The sequence below is a fragment of the Photobacterium sp. S4TG1 genome (genome assembly GCF_036040035.1).
GTDB lineage: Bacteria > Pseudomonadota > Gammaproteobacteria > Enterobacterales > Vibrionaceae > Photobacterium.
On sequence record NZ_JAYXUH010000002.1, the window covers coordinates 318,515 to 340,399 of the forward strand.

The following is a 21,885-nucleotide window of genomic DNA, read 5'->3' on the forward strand; positions in this document are numbered from 1 at the left end:
AATACTTGGCTAAGGTATAAATCTGCCATCATCTGCGGCTAGGTTTATTCTCTCCGAGATATTTTTATTGCATTCCCAATCGAGTTAGTGGACTTAATGATACGTATTAATGAAGTTAAATTACCGTTAGATCATAGTGAAGTAGCTTTACATGATTTTGTCATCAACAAGTTATCGATAAATAAAGACCAACTAGTTGATATTCATGTCTTTAAACGTGGTTATGATGCCCGTAAAAAAAATGATATTTATCTAATTTACACTGTAGATATCACTTTGAAAGATGTTGATGAAGAGCAATTACTAACGACGTTTGCTAACGATCATCAGGTGAAAGCATCACCAGATACGAGTTATACATATGTAGCTCAAGCACCTGAAAATATCACTGAACGTCCTATCGTTATTGGTATGGGTCCATGTGGTTTGTTTACAGGGCTTATTCTAGCGCAGATGGGATTTAAGCCTATTATTCTCGAGCGCGGAAAATCAGTACACGAACGTGCCAAAGATACCTTCCGTTTTTGGCGTACACGTGAGCTAAACACCGAATCAAATGTACAGTTTGGTGAAGGTGGCGCAGGTACATTTTCTGACGGTAAATTATACAGCCAAGTCAAAGATCCTCGTTTCTTGGGTCTTAAAGTAAAGCAAGAATTTGTTGCAGCGGGCGCACCTGCTGAAATTATTTATCTAAGTAAACCACATATTGGTACCTACAAATTGGTAACAATGGTTGAGAAGATGCGTCGTAAAATTATTGAACTTGGCGGTGAGATTCGTTTTGAAACTCGCGTTGAAGAAATCAATATTGAAGATAATCAAGTCTCAGGCGTTACGTTATCGACAGGTGAAGTGATTCCATCTAAGCACGTTGCATTAGCGATTGGTCACAGTGCGCGTGATACCTTTAAGATGTTGCATGACAAAGGTGTCCACCTTGAAGCGCAATCATTTTCAGTTGGTTTCCGTATTGAACATAAACAAGAAACTATCGACTCAGCACGTTTTGGTAAAAATGCAGGTCACCCTTTATTAGGTGCTGCGGATTATAAATTGGTTCACCACTGTAAAAATGGCCGTTCAGTTTATAGTTTCTGTATGTGTCCTGGTGGGGTTGTGGTTGCAGCCACCTCTGAGCTTGAGTCTGTAGTAACTAACGGTATGAGCCAATACTCACGTAGTGAGCGTAATGCTAACAGTGCGATTGTTGTCGGTATTTCACCTGAAGACTTTGCTAATGATCCAATGCAAGGTATTGCTTTGCAGCGTAAGCTAGAGCGTAATGCTTATGTTCTTGGTGGCAGTAGCTATGATGCGCCAGCACAATGTGTGGGTGATTTCTTAGCGGGTAAAACAGTTAGCCAAATGGGTGATGTTGAACCGTCTTACAAGCCAAATGTTAAGTTCACTGATCTAAGCAGCAGTTTGCCTGATTATGCTATCGAAGCGATTCGTGAAGCATTGCCTGCGTTCAATAAAAAGATCAAAGGTTTCTCACATGCTGATAGCATGTTAACCGGTGTTGAAACGCGTACATCTTCTCCTGTACAAATTAAACGTGGAAAAGATTTCCAAAGCATTAATACTAAAGGTTTATATCCTGGTGGTGAAGGTGCAGGTTATGCGGGTGGTATTTTATCTGCAGGCATCGACGGTATTAAAGTTGCCGAAGCTATTGCGCTTGATATGTTAAATGCATAATTAGTTAAATCAAAGGGTGTAATAACAGTAAATCAGCATAATGTTATTGCACCTTTTATTATTTTTATTGATGATCCCTTGGTGATTATTCTTAGCCTCCTTTTCTGCTAGCTGTTACCTCATCTTTTATTTTTCATTAAATAAAATAACCTCAAAATATCGCATTAATATAATGATAATGCGAATGATTAAATTTTTAATCCCTTGTTTTAAAGGCAAAAAATAGCATTATCCTGTCTTTTTTACTGATCATTGGTATCAAAGTCCAATAATATTGGGTTAGCTTTTTATTTTTATTATGTGATTTGTATCACTAAACTGAAGTTGCTAGCTATGCTGAAATATTTGGTTACAATAGCGATCTGCAAGGGTAAATAGCCTCTTTGATTAATAGAGTGCTAAGGGTTTACTGATAGTCATAATATGGAAATATAGTCGGATATATAGAGTAAATGTTAAATGAAAGGCGGTTTTTTTTATCATTAATGCCATATTTGTTATTGTTTATTGCTGGCACTGTTGATGCGGTTGGTTTTTTACATCTAAAGGATGGCGTGTTTGCTTCTTTTATGAGTGGTAATTCGACTCATATGGGAATGATGCTGAGTTATCATGACTATCCCCGTGCAGCCATTTATATTGCAATATTGGGTATTTTTATTATTGGCTCCATGTCAGGTGAATTAATTGCCTTATCTGGGCGTCGTTTTTATCGTGGTGTGGTGATGGCTTCGGTTTCAATTGTATTGATATTTGCTATTGCTATGGAGTCTTATCTGCCTTTTTTAGCGATTAATTTTATTCTTTGCTATGCGATGGGAATGCAGAATATCGCGCTACGGTTGACGATAGAAAAATCAATTCCCCTGACTTATGCCACCGGATATTTAGTCAATATTGGCCGTTTATTGGCATTGGCAATTGTTGGACAAGGGGATCGTCGACGGTTGATGCAGTATCTTTGTTTATGGGGGGCTTTGATTTCAGGTGCAATGAACGGCGGGTTTATCATGCAAACCATTCCTCAATATTCATTATTGCCTGCATTAGCGTTAACCAGTGTTATAGCTATAACGCTGTTTTATATTGAATATAGTCATCGCTCAACTCCGATTGATACTGAGTTGTAGTATTGGTATCAATTCACACTGTAAATAATAAAAAAGCCAGCAATATTAGCTGGCCTTTTTAGACAAGAAAGAGTGATTAAGACGCTAAAATAGCATCACGCATTTTGCTAATTACATCTTGTTTTTGTTCTGTTGTTAATGTACGTAATGGAAGGCGAGGGTTACCTGCGTCAATGTCATGTAACAACATTGCTGTTTTACCCGCAGCAACACCGCCGTATTCCACTAATACACGAATAAGTGCAATCACATTGTCCATTTTATTGATTATTGTCTGATGATCGCCTTGGCCAAAAGCATCAATCATGTCGTGATAAAGAGGCGCTGCATAATTGTAAGTACTGCCAACAGCACTAATTGCTCCCACCGCTAATGCGCCAGGGAAATGCTCATCAACACCCCACGGTACATCAAACTTACTATCACAAACACGTAAACAACGTTGGTATTCATATAAATTGGTGCTGTTAAATTTAACCCCATATAGATTTGGAATCACTTTATCAGCAGCAATTAAGAATTGTTCCATATCAACCGTTACGCCACTCATTTCTGAATGATAGTAGTAGAATCCTTTCGATGGAGCAGCCTCTGCTATAGTTTTACAGTAATTAACTAAATCAGTTACGTTATTCGGCTTAAAGAAACATGGACCGATAGCTGAAGTTGCGTAGATGTCTAATTGATCGGCATGACGAGTTAACTCTAGTGTATCGGCAATGCTTAATGCGCCAGTATGAATGATCAGTTTTAGTTGACCTGCACTTGCCTGTACCCACCGTTCTGCAACGGCTTTTCGTTCTGCCACAGAGCAATGAATACCTTCGCCCGTCGTACCTAATACATAAGCACCCACAATATTGGTATCAATAAGATGTTTAGCAATAGCATCAATGGCGACATAGTCAATTTCACCATTGGCTAGAAATGGTGTATGAGGGGCTGCAATTAAACCTGTTAGCTTTTCCATGTCTCAGATCCTTGTTGTGAAGTTTTACTTCTAAAATTAAAATATTATGGAGTTGCTTTATCATACGAAGTGGAATTTGGGTTGGCAATAAAAAAGAAACGACTTTTAGGGCTTTTAATAGAAACTGTGATCTATTGCTATTAATTGATTTTTTAAATTTATAAAATATTTTTTATCGCTATTTTGGATTGAAATGATGATTGGATTTGATTTTGGAGTAAAACTTCATAATGATAATACAATAAAGATCGCCACCTAAGCTGAAGAATGGCAAGGATAACGTATGAATGCGGCAACAGATGCAATTCAAGTGGGTAAAATTTTAGATACGTTAGGTAGTCTACGTGATAGCTTGACACCGTCAGCACGTCGAATTGCTGATTATGTATTAGTACAACCTCAGCGTGTAACTGAGCTTTCAATTGCAGAACTTGCGCAGCAAGCTAACGTTGGCGAAGCCAGTATTATTCGTTTTTGTAGGGGATTAAATTTTAAAGGTTTTCAAGATCTTAAAATGAAATTAGCCATTGAGGTCGCAACCCCCTATGAAACTGAAAAGCATATGCTTGATACTGAATTAACCGCAGATGATGATGCTGAGCATATTGGTCGAAAGTTACAACAGACAATCAATAATGTCTTAGGTGAAACATTAAATTTATTAGACTTTTCTAAGTTAGAAGCGGTAGCTCGCGCTTTACAACAACAACAACGAATTTATTTTTTTGGTGTGGGGTCATCTGGTATTACTGCGGAAGATGCGAAAAATAAATTAATGCGGATTGGATTTGATGTTGATGCATTAACCAATAATCATTTTATGTATATGAAAGCCGCATTATTAAACAGTGATGATGTTGCTATTGGTATTAGTCATTCAGGTACATCAAAAGAAACTATTAAGGCGTTAGCATTGGCCAAAGAGTGTGGCGCAATTACTGTTGCACTGACGCATAATCCATTATCACCGCTGGCTGAACTGTCAGATTATGTATTGGTTAATGGTAATAGGCAAGGGCAATTACAAGGTGATTCTATTGGTACTAAAATAACGCAACTGTTTGTATTAGATATGCTTTATACATTATTGGTGCGTGATAATCCTGAGCATACACGCCACCAGAAATATAAAACAACTCAAGCGTTAGATTAAATTTTTATCTGAAATATTATCAAGGCCACATGTAAATGTGGCCTTTTTTATGCGTGTAATTTCATCTAGTCGATAGTTTATTGAACGCTAAAAATGTTGAATTGATTATTTTTAACTGTGATTTACGTCGTGATTTTGAGGTTATTTCAGGTAAAGAATGTGCAATATATCTCTATTTAAAAAGTTCATTATTGCGTCACTTCAATGATAACGACATGATGGAGTCAAACTTCATAACGTTGATAATTTTGGAGCTAACGATCATGGTCAAGCGTTTACCACCACTTCTTGTACATATAAATAATGGTTTTATCTCTTCTTGTCAGCCTGTTGATGATAGCCCGATGGATCAGCCTTCGATAGTCTCAGCAATGGCGCAGTCATCGGTTTTAGGTGGTGCTGCGGGGTTACGTATTGAAGGTATTGCAAATTTACAAGCGACACGATCACATGTTGATGTACCTATTATTGGCATTGTTAAACGATATTTGAATGACTCAGCAGTAAGAATAACGCCTTTTGTGCAGGATGTTGCTGATCTTGCAGCCGCTGGTGCTGACATTATTGCGATTGACGGAACTCAACGTCAACGTCCAGAAACGATTGAAAATTTGATTAATGCTATTCACCAATATGGGTGTTTAGCAATGGCTGATTGTGCAACGTTGGCTGATGGGGATATGTGCCATCAATTAGGTGCCGACATTATCGGTTCGACATTATCTGGTTATACCGAATGCGAAGTTCCGACGGAACCAGATTTAGAGCTAGTAAAGGCTTTTCACCAACGTGGTTATTTTGTGATGGCTGAAGGACGTTATAACTCACCGGTATTAGCGGCTCAAGCTATAACGGCAGGGGCAAATTGCGTCACTGTGGGTTCTGCAATTACACGTATTGAGCATATCTGCCAATGGTTTAAACAAGCGGTAAGTACTGCAGCAACTGCAAATGAATTACCTGTTAAGGATATTGCATGAGTATTTGTTTAGCGGTTGATATTGGTGGTACAAAAATGGCGGCGGCATTAGTCGATTGTACGAGTCAACGAATTATTGACCGGCATCAAATCGTAACGCCTAAGTCGCAACAGCCTGAAATATTTTCAGCAGCCTTAGCATCTTTATTAACTCCGTTTATCGCAAGTGCTGATTTTGTTGCTATTGCCTCAACAGGAATTATTAATAACGGTATTTTGACGGCGCTCAATCCCGCAAATTTAGGTGGTTTAAATAGATTTGAATTAGTTGATGATGTTCAACGTATAACAAACTTACCGACGTATGCAATGAATGATGCTCAAGCGGCGGCATGGTATGAATTTATTTCGTTAACGCCTAATAACAATACTCACAATATGTTGTTTATTACTATTTCTACCGGTATCGGTGGTGGATTAGTGTTGAATCAACAATTACAAACAGGCGCACGGGGCATTAGTGGTCATATTGGTCATACGGTTGTTAATGCTAATGGTCCTGTATGTGGCTGTGGCCGTCAAGGGTGTATTGAAAAATTGGCTTCGGGTACTGCGATAGGTGAGCTTGGTAGTGCCTTATTTAAGCATCCATATAATGGACACCAGGTGTATCAACTGGCACTTGACGGTAATAAAGATGCAATAAGCATTATTCATTCTTCAGCCGCTGCGGTCGCAGAATTAATTGCCAACTTAACTATTAGTTTAGATCTTGATGCGGTGGTTATCGGCGGTAGTGTGGGTCTTGCACCACATTATTGTAAATATATTCAACAATATCTAAATGAAAAACCAGAACTTTATCGACCTCGTATTATTTCCGCTCAAGCAGGTGGTGATGCGGGTTTGTTAGGTGCTGCTCATTGGTTTGCACGACAAGAAAGTCATACATAAAAATTAATTATCTTCTCTCAACCCCTAAATGGTGAGGCTTATATGGAAATTCAAGCATTTGGTACGATAAATTACATCGTACTCTTCGTGTATTTAATCGGTGTTATGTTGGTTGGCGTCTATTTTGCTCGTCGTCAGAAATCAGCGGATGATTATTTTAAAGCGGGAGGCCGAATACCGGGTTGGGCTGCGGGAGTCAGTGTATTTGCAACTACATTAAGTTCAATTACTTTTATGTCGATTCCAGCAAAAGCATATACTTCTGATTGGACTTTCCTTGTTGGGCAATACCTCGCTATCCTTATTCTACCGTTAGTGTTTTATTTTTATATTCCCTTTTTTAGAAAACTCAATTTAACTTCTGTATATGAATATTTAGAGCGTCGATTTGATATTAAGATGCGTTTGTTTGCCAGTATGTCATTTATGTTATTCCATATTGGGCGTATTGCGATTATTACTTATTTAACCGCGCTTGCATTAATGCCATTCGTACATATTGATCCACTGACAATTGTATTTTTAATTGGCGTATTATGTATTGTTTATACTTTTCTTGGTGGTATTGAAGGGGTTATTTGGACTGACGTTATTCAAGGTATTATGTTGTCAGTAGCGGCAGTATTGATCTTCGTGACAATTTGTTTCCAAGTAGATGGTGGCGTTAATGAAGTCTTCCGTTTAAGCGCGGAACAAGATAAATACTTTCCAAGCTCAAGTTTTGAGTGGAGTTGGACTGATAGTACTTTACCGGTATTAATTATTGGTTTCCTGTTTGCTAACTTGCAGCAATTTACGGCGAGCCAAGATGTAGTACAACGTTATATTGTGACTGACTCTATTGAAGAAACGAAAAAGACTTTGATTACTAATGCAAAATTAGTTGCTTGTGTACCTATTTTCTTCTTTGCTATTGGTTCTGCGTTATATGCTTTCTACAGTCAAAACCCACAACTTATTCCTGAGAATTTTAATACAGGTGGTATCTTACCATTCTATGTGATTTCTCAAATGCCAGCGGGTATTGCAGGGTTAATTATTGCGGCTATTTTTGCAGCTTCTCAATCAAGTATTTCAAGTAGTCTAAATAGTATTTCTGCTTGTTTCACTATGGATATCTATAACCGTTTTGGTCAAGAAAAAAATATGCAGCAAAGCTTTAATACTGCGCGAGTGGTGACTGTTGTTGCTGGTATTTTAGGTGTTGCTGCTTCTGTCTATTTAATTAAGAGTAACGAAAGTCAGTTATGGGATGCATTTAATAGCTTAATCGGTTTAATGGGCGGTCCAATGACGGGTCTGTTTATGTTAGGCATCTTTGTTCGTCGTGCTAATGCGGGTAGTGCATTATGTGGTGTGATTGCTGCGGTTGTTGCTGTATTAATTGTACGTGGCTTTACCGACCTGAACTTCTTCTTCTACGGTGTGATTGGTACGTTAATGGTGGTTATCGTGGGCTTTATTGCGGCACCATTTTTCAAAAGTAAATCAGCTGAAGAACTGAATATAGTGACTGAATAATAATTGGCTGGTTAAAAACAAACTAAAAACAAAGCGGAGAAGATAGATGCTTTTCCGCTTTTAAAAAGGATAACAACATGATTTTTGGTGAAATTAAACAGCCGTTACATGCATTGCCAGCGGCTTTTCAACAAGCAATAAATTTCATAAATACACAAGATCTAGCACAGTTAGAAAATGGCCGTTATGAGATAGATGGTGATCGTATTTTTGCTAATGTGATGAGTTTTGAAACCCAAGCAGCAGCAGCTAAACAAGGTGAGGTTCATCAACAATATATTGATTTTCAATACTTAATAAGTGGCGAAGAACGTATAGATGTGTCACTGAATTTAACTGACTGCATTCCTGCAACTGATTATGATCATGACAATGATTTTGCGTTAGTTGAAACTATGCCAAATACCAGTTCTTTATTATTAAAGCCGGGTATGTTTTTAGCCATTTTCCCACAGCAGCCACATAAACCTGGGTGTGTTATTACAACCCCAATGATGATTAAAAAAGTGGTCATTAAAATTCATCGACAATGTTTGGTGTAAGTGGCTACTCGGTGTGATTGTAATGGAGTAATAACGTCAAGCTACTGTTTTATAAAGTAGCTTGATGCTTAAAATAACACGTGATCATACTCGCTGAATTAAACGTCATTAATTGCCACTAACTGCATATGTTCATACACTATTACTCTTGCTTTATTGATAATGGAGAATGGTATGTATACACCGATCCCTTGCAATATTATCCGTGGTGTTATTTTTGATTTAGATAATACCCTTGTCAGTTCAGCGTTAGATTTTGATTGGTTACGTCAACAATTAAATTGTGCGGCTGATGTCGATTTATTGCAATATATTGCTGAGATTCCCGATGCAGTTCAGCGTCAGTTGCTGGAAGATAAAGTCGTTGAGCATGAAATTATGGATGCACGTCAGTCGTCTATTATGCCCGGTTGCTACGCTTTATTGTTTTATCTTCGTCTGCAAAATATACCTACCGCAGTTGTCACTCGTAACTGTTTTCAAGCTGCAAAACTGAAAATTGATCACCATCGCTTGCAATTTGATCGCATTGTTTCACGTGAAGATTTTCCACCAAAACCCGCGCCTGATGCATTGCTTGATATTATTCAGCAATGGCAATTAATGCCTCAAAATATACTTTATGTTGGTGATTATGTTTATGATTTACAGGCTGCTTTTCGCGCGAATATGCCATCATGTTTAGTGACCAATGGTGAAGATTTGCCTTTTACTGACCAAGCATCCATCGTGGTTCAACAGCTAGATTCATTGACGGATATTTTACGAGAGCAAGCATGTATGTTACAGCAAGAGCATGATAGGGTAGTAACGAATGCTCAGTCAGGAAATTAATGATGGCTAATCCAGTGAACCCCAAAGCGTTACTTCATAGCAAATGGACGAAAGTGGTGGTGGATAACAAAGAAAAACATTTTGAGATAGTCACTGTATTATTTAATGATAATCAGCAAGTCGAAAAATGTGTTATCCAAGCTGTAATGACAAATAAACTGTATGACATTGATTGGCATGATCTAAAAAATGACCAAACTTGGATCATTGGTTGGAATTAAGCGTGCTCTTGTTCTAAAGCCAATAGCGTTTGTTTTTTATCTAAACCGCCAGCGTAACCGGTTAATTTGCCATTTTTACCAATAACGCGGTGACAAGGAATGACAATAGACAATGGATTTTTGCTGTTTGCCATTCCAACCGCTTGGCAAGCTTTAATATTGCCAATAGAGATAGCAAGTTGCTGATAACTCCAACAAATACCATATGGAATTGTACTTAATGATTGCCATACACGCAGTTGGAAATCAGTACCTTTAGGTGCAAGTGGCAATTCAAATTGTTGGCGTGTACCTGCGAAATATTGCTGTAATTGTCGTTCACATTCAACCAGTAATGGATGTTGTGGCATGTGTATTGCTGTTTCTGGTTGCGGTGTTTGATCGGGATAGAGGATGGCGGTTAACGCATTATCGGTAGCGTATAGTGTTAAACATCCAATGGGTGAGTCCATCGTGTGGAAGAATGTGTTCATTATAAAAACCTTCGCGCTACACTTAAAAAGCAGTATAGCGCGTTTAATAGTGAATAAAAAATGGCTTATTGGTGGCGCTTTAAATACTCAAGTGCGCCAATAATAGCGGCAACTTGCGCATTATTACACTCTTGATCTGTTACGCGCGGGCTATCAGGATAAACTTCAGTTGTTGATGTATACAAAGCATCAGTTACGCTAGCACACAGGCCTAACGCTTTTAATGGATAATTAATGACGCCTTCTTGCGTAATTGGCTCTCCAATAATATTGCCGTTATTATCTGCTGGTGCAATATGAGTAACGTGACGCACTGAATCAATAATGGCTTTTTGAAAGTCATGTTGTGGGTTTTCTGTATCGCCAACACCATAAAAACCATCGGGCACAATATCGGCGATATATTCTTTACCATCACGAGCTGCAAGCGCAGGTCTAAATTCACTTTCATCGCTATCTGTTGTTTCATGTAAATCAAGATGAGCAAGAAAATGGGTATGCTGAGCTTGAACCAGTTTCATTAAAGCTGCTGATTCTTCTGCTGGGCTATTGGCATAAAATGAACGGTTGGGATCGACAGCATTAGGATTCCAACGATTGATCGTTTCATATCCCCATGGGCTTACACAAGGCACAACCATAATATTAAAATCAGCGCTATATTGGTCTGCTTTTTGTGATAGGAAGGTTAATGCACCATGGACACCACTGGTCTCATAGCCATGAATACCTCCGGTGATCAATATCGTAGGTTTTGTGTCATCCCAGTGACGAGTCTTGATGGCAAATAGCGGATATTTTTCAGGTGAGTAAGACAGTGCGCCATACTGTTCAACATCGAAGTCCTCACTCAGAGTATGAATATGGGAAACAACTTGCTCAAGATAACTACGTTTAATGGTGGTTTGTGCTAGCCATGCAGCTTTTTCTGTAGCGCCCCATTTTATTCCAGGAGTACCAATTGCGTATCCAAATGAATTATCCATTGCCTTACCTATATTAATTATTATTGCAGTGTTTATTTTTAGAGGGTAAACAGCTGGCTATATTTAAGCAAATTATCATGTCACAAAAATAAATATAGTTACGATTATACTGAAATAAAACTAATACTATTAAGTAAGAAGAAAGTAAAGTTAGGTTGCATTTATCTGCAGGTATCCACTATTGTCATACAAATCTAGCGGACTATAGTAAATGGGTTCACAAAATTATTACTAAGGAAAAGACGATGAGTACTACAATCTTGAATGAAGTTCAAATTGAAGACGCAAAACAACATCTTACTCGTCCTCTAGCCACACCTACAGATTTATGTGTAGACGCGACTAAAGAGATCAGTGGCGCATTAACTGCAATTTTAGCTGATGTGTTTGCGATTTATATGAAAACTAAAAATTTCCATTGGCATATGAGTGGTGCACATTTCCGTGATTATCATTTAATGTTGGATGAGCAAAGCACTCAGTTATTTGCAATGACTGATGATATTGCTGAGCGTGCACGTAAAATTGGTGGACGTACTATTCGTTCTATTGGTGAAATCGCACGTATGCAGCGTATTTTAGATAACGACGCTGACTATGTTGAACCTGCAGATATGCTTGCTGAGTTGTGTGAAGATAATAAACAATTAGCAGCTGAACTTCGTGCTGCGCATATTTTATGTGATGAGCGTAATGATTTTTCTTCAGTGAGTATGATTGATAATTGGATTGATGAAACAGAGCGTCGTGTCTGGTTCCTTTATGAATCATACCGTCATTGATATCAAATTAATTATTTTATTTTAATAAAAATAAAAAGGATAGGTTTAATAACCTATCCTTTTTTTATGGCTTAACGTCATAAAAATGGCGATATTTTATAGGCTAACTTGATAACTTATAAATCAATATTAATTAAATGTTTCTTTGTTTTTGGAATGAATATCTCATTTCTTTATACGCAACGTCTTTTTTTTTTAACTTTTTAGTAAAAATAAACATCATATGTAAACCTTGTTGTTGTTTTTATGTTGTCTTTGTTCCAATTAAATAAATATTCATATTTTGTTCTAAATTCACTGTGAGTATATGATATTAGAGCATATCTATTGTATGTAAGTGAAAAATTTAAGATGTTATCTTAATTTTAATGACTGATTTTTTCGTACTGTTATTTATTAAAATAAAATTATCATTTTGAAATAATATAAAAACTATAATGAGAAAGTGAAAGGAGTTAATCATGTCAATGGAACTTTCGCGAAGAAGTTTTATTAAGCATGGCATTGTTGCTGGTATCTGTGTTTATACTGTTCCCGCTTTAGCCCGATTTAATCTTAATTTAGATGGAAGTAATAGTTTAGTTGCTCCTGAATTAGCATCATCTTGGAAGTCTGATTTCAAAGTACGCTTTCGAAGTGATGCTATAGCTAAAGTCACCGGTGAAAAAGTATATGGGCGTGATTTACGATCAACTGATATTGATGGTTGGCCAAGTGAGCAATCATGGGCTTTTTATATTCGTGCCGATCGTGCTGATCGTATTTATCAAGGTGTTGATTTAAGTTTATTACCAGCAAATGCTCAACCTAGTAATATTGTTACAGCTACAACGTTAACTAAAGATAAAATTGAATTACCACAATTTTATGGCACAAATATGTTAGTGACGGCAGGGACTATGCCTGATTATATTGGTCAGGCTGTTATGTTACTTATATTCGATGATTTCCTTACCTATCATTGCGCTAAAAATATATTGCAGTTTAATAATGAAATTATTAAGTATGGGAAACAACAACCTTTAGTTGCGGCAGAGAAAGACCCATGGGGGGTATGGCGTATTACTCGTGAGCAAGGTAATACGGCAGGTATATTACCTGATAAATACAGTGCATTAAAAAATGGTGTTAATTTTCCTGATTATGTTAACCATAAACCATTTTGGCCACAACCCAATCATTTAGGCACTGCACTAGAACAACAAATGGCGGTTGCTGACAATATTAAAGCTAGCCTAAAAGATGATAATAATTTTGTGTTAGATCGTAATTATCAAACACAATTTATTGATCCTATGTTCTTAGAGCCAGAATGTTTTAATGGATGGTTTGATGTTAAAACTCAAACCATGCATACCATTCCATCATCTCAATCACCCGCTAATTTCTTTGGTTTTGCAACTAAGATGTTAAACAACGGGCCTCTGGCTGGAAAAGTGAAGAATCTAGTGGTGCATTCACCGTTTATTGGTGGTGGATTTGGTGGTAAAGATCACTCGATTTTGCCTTTCTATGGTTTATTAGCAGCAATGTACAGTAAGCATCCTGTGCGAATGGCAAATGATCGCTTTCAACAATTTCAATCAGGTCTAAAACGTCATCCCTTCAACATGCATAACCAATTAGCGATTGATAAAACAACCGGTAAATTTCAAGGGATCGTGAGCTACATGGATCTTGATGGTGGCGGTCGTGAAAACTTTAGTTCTGTTGTTGCTGAAGTGGGCGCGAGTGCGTTGCAATCTATCTATTACTTCCCAAAGAATGATATTACCGCAGTTGCGAATGTGTCTGAAAACCCAGCATCAGGTTCTATGCGTGGTTTTGGTACATTACAAACAATGTCTGCCATGGAAATGATGGTTAATGAAGCGGCACAATTACTTGATATTGATCCGATTGATTTAAGACTGCGAAATACCATTAAAACTGGTCAGTTAAATACGCAAGGTGCGGTACCAACCAGTACTGAACATTATGCTGAAATATTAAAACAAGCACAGCAGCATGAAATGTGGACCCAGCGCGAGCAACGTCGTAAAGCCTATGAAGCAAAACATCCCAACAAACGCTTTGGTACTGGTTTTGCTATTTGTACTAAAGACTATGGTGCGGGTGATGATGCGCCTTCAACTTATATTGAGATGGATAAAACAGGTCGCTTAGTGATGGGGATCTCTGCTGTGGAAATCGGCACTGGTGCACAAACGTCACAAGCTGCAGTTTTAGCTGATTATTTTGGTCGTCCAGCAGATACTATTAATCTTGCTGAAGTGCATGGTTGGGATCCACTACAGATGATCAATACTCAATCGCCGTTTACGATGAGTCAAGCTTACCAAGACAAAATGCAACAAAATCCACGCTGGACACCAACCATTCCTTACGCATCATCGGCATCAACGTCCGCGTATTTCCAATCTAAAGCAACGGAAAGTGCTGCTCAAGTGATTTTTGAATACGGTATATGGCCTGCGGCAAAAGCAATTTGGAGCAAGTTGTATTACAGCGGTGATTTGGCTGCAATGGATTTTGGAGCGATGGAAGATGCTGTTTGGGTGGATGGTAAGTTAAGCGCTAAAGGCATGGAGCCACTTCCACTAGATATGCTCGCACAACATGTACATCAACAAGGTTTAGTGACTGGGGCAATGGTGCATACATTTAACCGTTGGGGGTGGGTAGATGCTGATTTCACTGTTGAAGGACAAACAAAAACTTATCAACTAGATGCAATGGCGGTCAAATATGGTCATGGCGCTAATGCAAATAAGAAAAATTTAATGACCAGTGATGGCTGGCATTTATTAGATCGTAGCAATGTTAACTATCCAGCGACTGTGTTAAATAATGCGATGGTGGTGTATTACGCTCCTTGTGCCGTTTTGGTTGAATTAGCCGTTGAAGAAGGTTCTGGCAAAGTTGAAATTGTAGCCACACAAACTTGGCTTGATGCAGGAAAAGTGATCGTTAAAGAGTTGGTTGAAGGCCAAATTGAAGGTGGTTTGGTTATGGGTATTGGGCATGTATTACACGAATACTTACCACCCGGTGAAGATGGCCCAGGCAACGGTACTTGGAACCTCAATCGCTATCAAGTGCCATTAGCTACAGATGTCGGTGTATGGCAGATGAATCATACTATTTTGCCGCCATTTAATAATTCAGATCAACGTAAAGGCATTGCTGAAGTGGTGATGATTCCAATTGTTGCCGCTGTTACTGAAGCACTTTATCAAATTACTAATAAACGTTTTTACCACTTACCTGTCACCGCTAATGATATTAAGGAAGCACTCGCATGATCACTGTAACAATGACTATTAACGGTAATGTTGTCGGTCCAGTAGATGTTGATGAATCAGTGAAGATGATTGATTTTCTTCATGAGTATCAAGGGTTAACAGGGACTAAATTTGGTTGTGGTATTGGTGTGTGTCATGCGTGTTCTATCATTGTGGATGACGCTGATGGTGGTTCGCATACTGAACGTACTTGTATTAATGGCGTGGGTAACTTTAACGGCAAAAGACTACGTACCGTCGAAGGTCACGCTAAACGTAACGTAATGGGACAAATCACAGCATTAAGCCCAGTACAGCAGACATTTGTGGACCATTTTTCTTTCCAATGTGGTTGGTGTACGTCTGGTTTTGTTAATGAATCAACTGTATTAGTTGAGCAATTGGCAAAACAACCCATCGCTAAAGAACAAGTTGAGAATGTGATTGAAAATTCGTTAAAAAAACACATTTGTCGTTGTTCTGGTTACCGTAAATACTACGTTGGTTTACGCGATTTAGTATTGTCACAGCCGGGGTTAGTAAAATGAAACCGAGTTTAAAAATTAGTGCAGTTTGTGGTTTATTATTAAGTAGCTGCGGGGTGTATGCACAAGCAGCCTCAACGGACACACAAGCGCCATTATCACAAAATATGGCACAATTGATCGCGCAAGGTAAATATTTAGCAGCTGCTGGTGACTGTGGTGGTTGCCATACTATTGCTAATGGTCAACCCTATGGCGGTGGACGCGCATTTGAAACACCTTTTGGCACCTTATATTCCACCAATATTAGTAGTGATAAACAGCACGGTATTGGTAATTATAGTTACCAACAATTTGTTGATGCAGTGCGTAATGGTGTCGCCCCTAAAGGTAATTTATACCCTGCAATGCCTTATGCGTCATACCATCGTGTTGATGATCACGACATGCAAGCTTTATACGCGTATTTCATGCAAACCAAGCCGGCAACACAACCGAATAGAGAAAATGGTATTGTTTTCCCATTCAATATTCGTATGGGTCTAAAAGTATGGAATCTTATCGCATTTGATAAAGTAACTTTTACTCCTACGACAAATGAAAGTCCGCTATGGAATCGCGGTAAATATCTAGTACAAGGATTAGGCCATTGTGGTGAATGTCATACTCCACGTAACTTTATGATGGCAACAGAGCAACAACATGCACTGGAAGGTGCGGTAGTTAATAATCTTAATGCGCCTAATATTACCTCTAAAAATCTTACTCAAGAACATTGGACATTCCACGATTTATTTCAGTTTTTAAAAACCGGACAATCATCAAAAGGCACGGCGTTTAATGATATGTATATTGTTGAAAAACATAGTCTAACGCAACTTAGTGACCATGATATTAGTGCGATAACCAGTTATCTATTGAATCAAGTACCACCCTCATCATTAGAAGTATCTAAACCGAAGTTAACGTCACTTGTCGCGTCACAATTTGATACTAAGTTACCAGGATACCGTATCTATATGGATAAGTGCTCTGGTTGTCATGGTCAAAATGGACAAGGAACACCTAATGTAGCCCCTGCATTACAAAATAATGCAACAATTGAAAACAGTAATATTTTCAATACAGTAGCAGTATTAAGTAATGGTATTGAACGACAAAGTTATAATCAGGAGCAGACTTATTATGCTATGCCAGGTTACAAAAACAGCTTAAATGATCAACAAATGGCTGATTTGATAACGTATTTGCATAAGCGTTTTTCTTCACAAATAACAACGACAACAGCAAAACAAGTTGCTGCAGTTAAAAAGCAATTAGCGAACGATTAAAGATAAAATTAGCCTGCTTTATTGCAGGCTAACTTTGGTATTGTTGTTAAAGTAAACAAAGTGATAGACGACTTATGAATGCCTTAGATAAACACGTATTATTAGATTGTCAGACATGGATGCAGCAAGGTAAAACGGTGTGGTTATGTACTATTTTGTCCACTTATGGGTCAGCTCCTCGTCCCGTTGGTGCTTTATTTGCTACTGAAGGTGATATTCGCTCTGGATCGATATCTGGCGGGTGTATTGAAGATGCTTTTATGAAGCTAATTCAACAACATGAGCTAGATAAACCGTTACAACTATTTGATTATGGAAATCATTTAGCCACGAATGGGAGCCACTATGAATTGCCGTGTGGTGGTCACATCTCTTTATTGATTGAACATTTATATCCTAATGATTGTCATTTTGTTGATGATTGGTTAGTCGCTGCGGAGCAAACGCCTGCCTTTATTCGTGCTATTAATATTGAAACTGAGCAACGCCGTATTATCAGTGGGGCTGATATTACGACATATCCTTCACCGTGGTTAACCGTGCATTACCAGCAACATTGGCAGTTATTATTATTGGGTATAAGCCAAGTCAGTGAAGAGGTTGCACGATTAGCTGTGAGAGCTGGATTTACTGTAAGATTGTGCGATATTCGTGAAAATTACAGTCAAAGTTGGCGTTGGACAGCGGCAGAAGGGGGCATTGATGTTGAATGGTGCTCTGCGGATGCTTTTGTTGAGCGTTATACCAATGCTTATACCGCCGTGTTAGCACTTGCCCATGATCCTCGTGTTGATGACATGGGATTGATGGGGGCATTAGAGTCCAATGCGTTTTATATTGGTGCATTAGGTTCACATGCGAACAGTGCTCGTCGTCGTGAACGATTAATGCGAATTGGTGAATATAACCCGTCACAATTAGCTCGTCTGCATGCCCCCATTGGATTGGCTATTGGTAGTAAAACCCCGTTTGAAATTGCGATTGCAGTGATCGCTGAAGTGATCGCAGTTAAAAATGGCATTGAATGTGATTCATGGGATTATCGCCATGGTTGATTGTGTGATACCTGCTGCGGGGTTGTCATCACGGATGGGGGCGTGGAAACCCATGTTGCCATATTGTGGTCGTACCTTACTTGATATTTCGATTGAACATGCCTTAGTGTGTTGCTCAAAAGTGATTGTAGTTGCGGGTTATCGATCTGATGAGCTGATGCGGCGTTATCAACATCATCCACAAATTCTCGTGGTGGTAAATCCTGATTATCAGCAAGGGATGTTAAGTTCAATTCAAACGGGCATTAAAGCCGTAACCAGCTCACGCTTTTTTATTACTCATGCAGATATGCCTTGTATCGATCCGCATGTATTTACGCAGTTATTAAAAGCAAGTCACACTGGCGTTATTTTTCCTGGTAACCAAGACCAAACAGGGCATCCTGTATTTATTGATGCCACATTAATTCCACGTATTTTAGCCTTACCTGCCACGGCGAAAATGAAGCAAGTATTGCAAACAGGTGAAGAGCAATATTTACAGTTAGATGCATCAAGTGGTATTTATCATGATATTGATACACCTGAAAAATATCAGCAATTACTTCAGACATGCAAATAAACAGTAAGTTACAAAATAAATACCATAAAAAAGAGAAGCCAATGATGCTTCTCTTTTTGTTTGTACTTTATTTAGAGGCTTCTTTTAATGATAAAGCTGAATTAACTGGTCATGCCCCATTTTAAATCATCATCAAGTTCTTCAATCGCATCGTAAAGATAAGACTCAACTTGCTCTTCTACTAAGCCATCAGGTTCTTCAAAAAACGCAATGTGGAAAATAGCATCACCTTCGTTCACGAGTGGTAGTGTTTGCTGACCAATGACAATGCCACCTTGTGGTGCAATCACTGTTATTTGATTACTACCAGCAGGATCGCTGATCGTCGCAATAACTTGGTTTTTATCTACCTTTTCACCTAATGCAACGTGTGAGCGTAGTAAGCCATCAGAATCAGCACGTACCCAACGTGTCGCCTTTGGCACCATTGGCTCTACTATTTTTTTACTGCGACTCGTACGTAACATTTCTAAGTGCTGCATTACTTTTAATACACCTTGTACACCTGAACCAACGGCATGGGCATCAAGGCGAAGTGCTTCACCTGCTTCAAAGGTGATCACGGGAATATTAAATTCTTCGGCTGCGGCACGTAATGAGCCTTCACGAAGGCTGGCGTCAACCACTACCGGAGAGCCAAATGCCATTGCCATTGCTTGAGCCTGTGGGTTATCAAGGTTGGCACGAATTTGCGGTAAGTTAGTGCGGTAGATTGCAGCAGTGTGCAAATCAACCACATGAGTAGCTCGGCGTACAACTTGATTAAAGTATTGATACGCCATACGGCCTGCGATGGAACCGCGTTCTGCGCCTGGAAAACAACGGTTTAAATCTCGGCGATCTGGAAGATAACGTGATTTATGAATAAAGCCAAACACGTTCACGACAGGCACTGCAATAATAGTGCCGTGTAGTTTTGATAAATCTATTTTTTCAATAACTTGACGTACAACTTCAATACCGTTGAGCTCATCACCATGAATAGCTGCATTGATCAGTAATACTGGGCCTGGATGTTTTCCATGCAGAATATCAACAGAGACGGATAATGGGGAGTGAGTATATAGGCGAGCAATTTCAAGTTCGCAATTAGCATGGCTTCTCGGTTCGACCATTAGATCTGCAAATTCAAACGGGGTATTTTTTGTGGCCATAGATACGTCCTGTATATGGGCTATTGAGAGATAACGATTAATTAATATTTTCGCATTGGAACTGCGTTATAACAGTTTGAGAATAATCATTAAATCCATTTTAAAACAGGAACAATATCACGTTTAATTGAATTTTAAGTAACATAAATGTATCAGAGTGTATTTAAGATGAGAGTGTTCTGTTGTTGCAGTGTTTAATAAAGGCATTGCCGTTAGTTAGCAATGCCTTTATGGGGATTATTATGAATCTTTTGGTTCGTTGCTAGCGACTTGAATCTCACTTTCTTTGGATGGTAATGGTTGTTGCATTAGGCGATTGTATTGCACTACATCAAGTTCAAAAGCTTTCTTTTGTTGATGTGAAACCGAAGCAGCTAGTGGAATTTTCGCTGTTAATGGATTAACTGGTTTTCCTCGAACCAACAATTCATAATGAATATGTGGTCCAGTAACACGTCCAGTACTGCCTGATAATGCAATTTCTTGGCCTCGTTTCACTCGCTGGCCAACTTTTACTAGGATGCGGCTATTATGTAGATAACGGGTACTATAATTCGCACTATGTTTAATCACAACATAACGGCCAGCGTATGGGTGGTTTGTGACACGAGTTACAATACCATCACTGGTTGCTAATACAGGTGTTCCTGCTGGTGCGGCAAAATCAACGCCATTATGTGGCTGAATACGTCCCGTTACTGGGTGGCGACGATAAGGGTTGAATTGTGAACTAATACGGTAATGTTTTGCTGTTGGATAACGTAAAAATGCGCGCTGTAAGCTTTCACCATTTTGATCATAGAAATTACCATCACTGCTTAAATAAGCCGAGTACTGGTGTTTTTTGGTGTAAATACGAATAGCCTGTAGTTCAGTATCACCACTGGCCTTGTCATTAACATATTTCGCCTTACTCACAACTTCAAAGCGATCACCTGCTTTTACGTCATGAGTGAAATTAAGCTTGTCTTTAAAGATAGCAATAATTTCATTGATCTCATTGTGGCTTAGACCTGCTTTTTTTGCAGATAGACTAAAACTTCCGTGAATATCACCGTTAATGACTTTTTCTCGCCATACACCTGGTATGGTAACTTCCTTAACATCAAAGTCGTTATTTTTATCTCGCGTATAGTCAATCATATGCGCGACATTAAATTGTAGTTGAACTTTGTTTAAGCGATGATTCGTGTCTGTTACCCAAAATCGTAAAATGTCATTGGGGCGTAAGTTATCAATCTGTAAGCTATTTAAATCTGCCGCCATGATATCTTTGACATCTGATTGCGGTAAATTCAAACGAGAAAAAATTTCACTCAGTGTATCGCCTTGCTTAACTTCATATTCATAAGTTGGTGGCAATATAATATTTTTGATTACTGCAGCTGGTTTTAGAGTATTTAATACAACTTGAGGGGAAGTAATTAAAGGCAGTTGTATTTCGTTATGGCGCGTTGATGATGTGGTGTTAATTGATAATACGGCAGCAGTAGTGATGATTGAAAGCCCAACCAGGCTAATAAGGCGATAGTTTACAAAATTAGTTAGTACTGTCGTTTTTAACGTAAACATAATACTCGTCAGTTCTTTATTCTTAATGGGTGCGCTGGCACTTGGCTTATTTGGCGAATAGGTATCAAAACATAGCTATTCTGAACCTTAAATGAATTAATGCTGTAGGCGCTATTTTTTTTACTTAAATTTTCAATAATTACAGTTAGAAAGCATATAAATGATGAGTATAAGGTATTTTGCCTTTCAAAGATGCAGAAAAGGCAATTTCGCCCAGTTGATTGATGCAATATTAAGCTGGGCGAATAGAGTA

20 protein-coding genes are annotated in these 21,885 nt (G+C 38.5%); 15 read left to right on the forward strand and 5 right to left on the reverse strand.

The annotated features are described in order from the left end of the window. Positions 1-96: 96 nt before the first annotated feature. Complete coding sequence (locus VXS03_RS05020; protein WP_327762331.1) at positions 97-1,704, forward strand: NAD(P)/FAD-dependent oxidoreductase; 1,608 nt, start codon at positions 97-99, stop codon at positions 1,702-1,704. Positions 1,705-2,156: 452 nt separating this feature from the next. Then, entirely contained in the window at positions 2,157-2,834 is a 678-nt protein-coding gene (locus VXS03_RS05025) for a YoaK family protein (protein ID WP_327762332.1), read from the forward strand. Positions 2,835-2,910: 76 nt separating this feature from the next. Here the strand turns inward: VXS03_RS05025 and VXS03_RS05030 are convergent, their stop codons facing one another. Continuing rightward, on the reverse strand, positions 2,911-3,804 hold the full coding sequence (locus VXS03_RS05030; RefSeq protein ID WP_327762333.1) for a dihydrodipicolinate synthase family protein: 894 nt from the start codon (positions 3,802-3,804) through the stop codon (positions 2,911-2,913). A 283-nt stretch (positions 3,805-4,087) separates the two neighbouring features. Between VXS03_RS05030 and VXS03_RS05035 the strand changes: the two genes are divergently transcribed. From VXS03_RS05035 to VXS03_RS05065, 7 genes are all read left to right on the forward strand, one after another. Then, positions 4,088-4,957, forward strand: coding sequence for a MurR/RpiR family transcriptional regulator (locus tag VXS03_RS05035; protein WP_327762334.1), 870 nt, complete (start codon positions 4,088-4,090; stop codon positions 4,955-4,957). Positions 4,958-5,220: 263 nt separating this feature from the next. Further along, positions 5,221-5,937 carry an N-acetylmannosamine-6-phosphate 2-epimerase gene (locus VXS03_RS05040; protein WP_327762488.1) on the forward strand — a complete coding sequence of 239 codons (717 nt, stop codon included), beginning with the start codon at positions 5,221-5,223 and terminating at the stop codon, positions 5,935-5,937. Next, on the forward strand, positions 5,934-6,830 hold the full coding sequence (locus VXS03_RS05045) for an N-acetylmannosamine kinase (protein ID WP_327762336.1): 897 nt from the start codon (positions 5,934-5,936) through the stop codon (positions 6,828-6,830). The genes VXS03_RS05040 and VXS03_RS05045 overlap by 4 nt, the downstream gene beginning before the upstream one ends. Before the next feature lie 42 nt (positions 6,831-6,872). Continuing rightward, complete coding sequence (locus VXS03_RS05050) at positions 6,873-8,351, forward strand: sodium:solute symporter (protein ID WP_327762337.1); 1,479 nt, start codon at positions 6,873-6,875, stop codon at positions 8,349-8,351. 77 nt (positions 8,352-8,428) lie between these two features. Continuing rightward, positions 8,429-8,893, forward strand: coding sequence for an N-acetylneuraminate anomerase (gene nanQ, locus VXS03_RS05055; RefSeq protein WP_327762339.1), 465 nt, complete (start codon positions 8,429-8,431; stop codon positions 8,891-8,893). 174 nt (positions 8,894-9,067) lie between these two features. After that, positions 9,068-9,727: an HAD family hydrolase gene (locus VXS03_RS05060; protein WP_327762341.1), complete on the forward strand. Its 660-nt coding sequence runs from the start codon at positions 9,068-9,070 to the stop codon at positions 9,725-9,727. Next, positions 9,727-9,948: a TIGR02450 family Trp-rich protein gene (locus VXS03_RS05065; RefSeq protein WP_327762343.1), complete on the forward strand. Its 222-nt coding sequence runs from the start codon at positions 9,727-9,729 to the stop codon at positions 9,946-9,948. The genes VXS03_RS05060 and VXS03_RS05065 overlap by 1 nt, the downstream gene beginning before the upstream one ends. Here VXS03_RS05065 and VXS03_RS05070 read toward each other — a convergent pair. Next, complete coding sequence (locus VXS03_RS05070) at positions 9,945-10,421, reverse strand: methylated-DNA--[protein]-cysteine S-methyltransferase (protein ID WP_327762344.1); 477 nt, start codon at positions 10,419-10,421, stop codon at positions 9,945-9,947. The two genes, VXS03_RS05065 and VXS03_RS05070, sit on opposite strands and share 4 nt — an antisense overlap. A gap of 65 nt (positions 10,422-10,486) precedes the next feature. Continuing rightward, entirely contained in the window at positions 10,487-11,407 is a 921-nt protein-coding gene (locus VXS03_RS05075) for a M14 family metallopeptidase (protein ID WP_327762345.1), read from the reverse strand. 245 nt (positions 11,408-11,652) lie between these two features. Between VXS03_RS05075 and VXS03_RS05080 the strand changes: the two genes are divergently transcribed. The 6 genes from VXS03_RS05080 to VXS03_RS05105 all read left to right on the forward strand — a co-directional run bounded on the left by VXS03_RS05080 (position 11,653) and on the right by VXS03_RS05105 (position 18,906). Then, positions 11,653-12,189 (forward strand): Dps family protein, encoded by a 537-nt coding sequence (locus VXS03_RS05080; RefSeq protein ID WP_080156383.1) that lies wholly within the window; start codon positions 11,653-11,655, stop codon positions 12,187-12,189. Between the two features lie 461 nt (positions 12,190-12,650). After that, positions 12,651-15,494: a xanthine dehydrogenase family protein molybdopterin-binding subunit gene (locus tag VXS03_RS05085; protein ID WP_327762346.1), complete on the forward strand. Its 2,844-nt coding sequence runs from the start codon at positions 12,651-12,653 to the stop codon at positions 15,492-15,494. Further along, positions 15,491-16,021 (forward strand): (2Fe-2S)-binding protein, encoded by a 531-nt coding sequence (locus tag VXS03_RS05090; RefSeq protein ID WP_327762348.1) that lies wholly within the window; start codon positions 15,491-15,493, stop codon positions 16,019-16,021. The genes VXS03_RS05085 and VXS03_RS05090 overlap by 4 nt, the downstream gene beginning before the upstream one ends. Further along, on the forward strand, positions 16,018-17,289 hold the full coding sequence (locus VXS03_RS05095; RefSeq protein ID WP_327762349.1) for a cytochrome c: 1,272 nt from the start codon (positions 16,018-16,020) through the stop codon (positions 17,287-17,289). Before VXS03_RS05090 ends, VXS03_RS05095 begins: the two co-directional genes overlap by 4 nt. 74 nt (positions 17,290-17,363) lie before the next feature. Beyond that, positions 17,364-18,344 (forward strand): XdhC family protein, encoded by a 981-nt coding sequence (locus VXS03_RS05100; RefSeq protein WP_327762350.1) that lies wholly within the window; start codon positions 17,364-17,366, stop codon positions 18,342-18,344. Then, complete coding sequence (locus VXS03_RS05105; RefSeq protein WP_327762351.1) at positions 18,337-18,906, forward strand: NTP transferase domain-containing protein; 570 nt, start codon at positions 18,337-18,339, stop codon at positions 18,904-18,906. The genes VXS03_RS05100 and VXS03_RS05105 overlap by 8 nt, the downstream gene beginning before the upstream one ends. Before the next feature lie 101 nt (positions 18,907-19,007). Here VXS03_RS05105 and VXS03_RS05110 read toward each other — a convergent pair whose 3' ends face one another. Beyond that, positions 19,008-20,060 carry a succinylglutamate desuccinylase/aspartoacylase family protein gene (locus VXS03_RS05110; RefSeq protein WP_327762352.1) on the reverse strand — a complete coding sequence of 351 codons (1,053 nt, stop codon included), beginning with the start codon at positions 20,058-20,060 and terminating at the stop codon, positions 19,008-19,010. Positions 20,061-20,300: 240 nt separating this feature from the next. Then, a complete protein-coding gene (locus VXS03_RS05115; RefSeq protein ID WP_327762353.1) occupies positions 20,301-21,632 on the reverse strand; it encodes a peptidoglycan DD-metalloendopeptidase family protein in 1,332 nt (443 codons plus the stop codon). Positions 21,633-21,885: the final 253 nt, after the last annotated feature.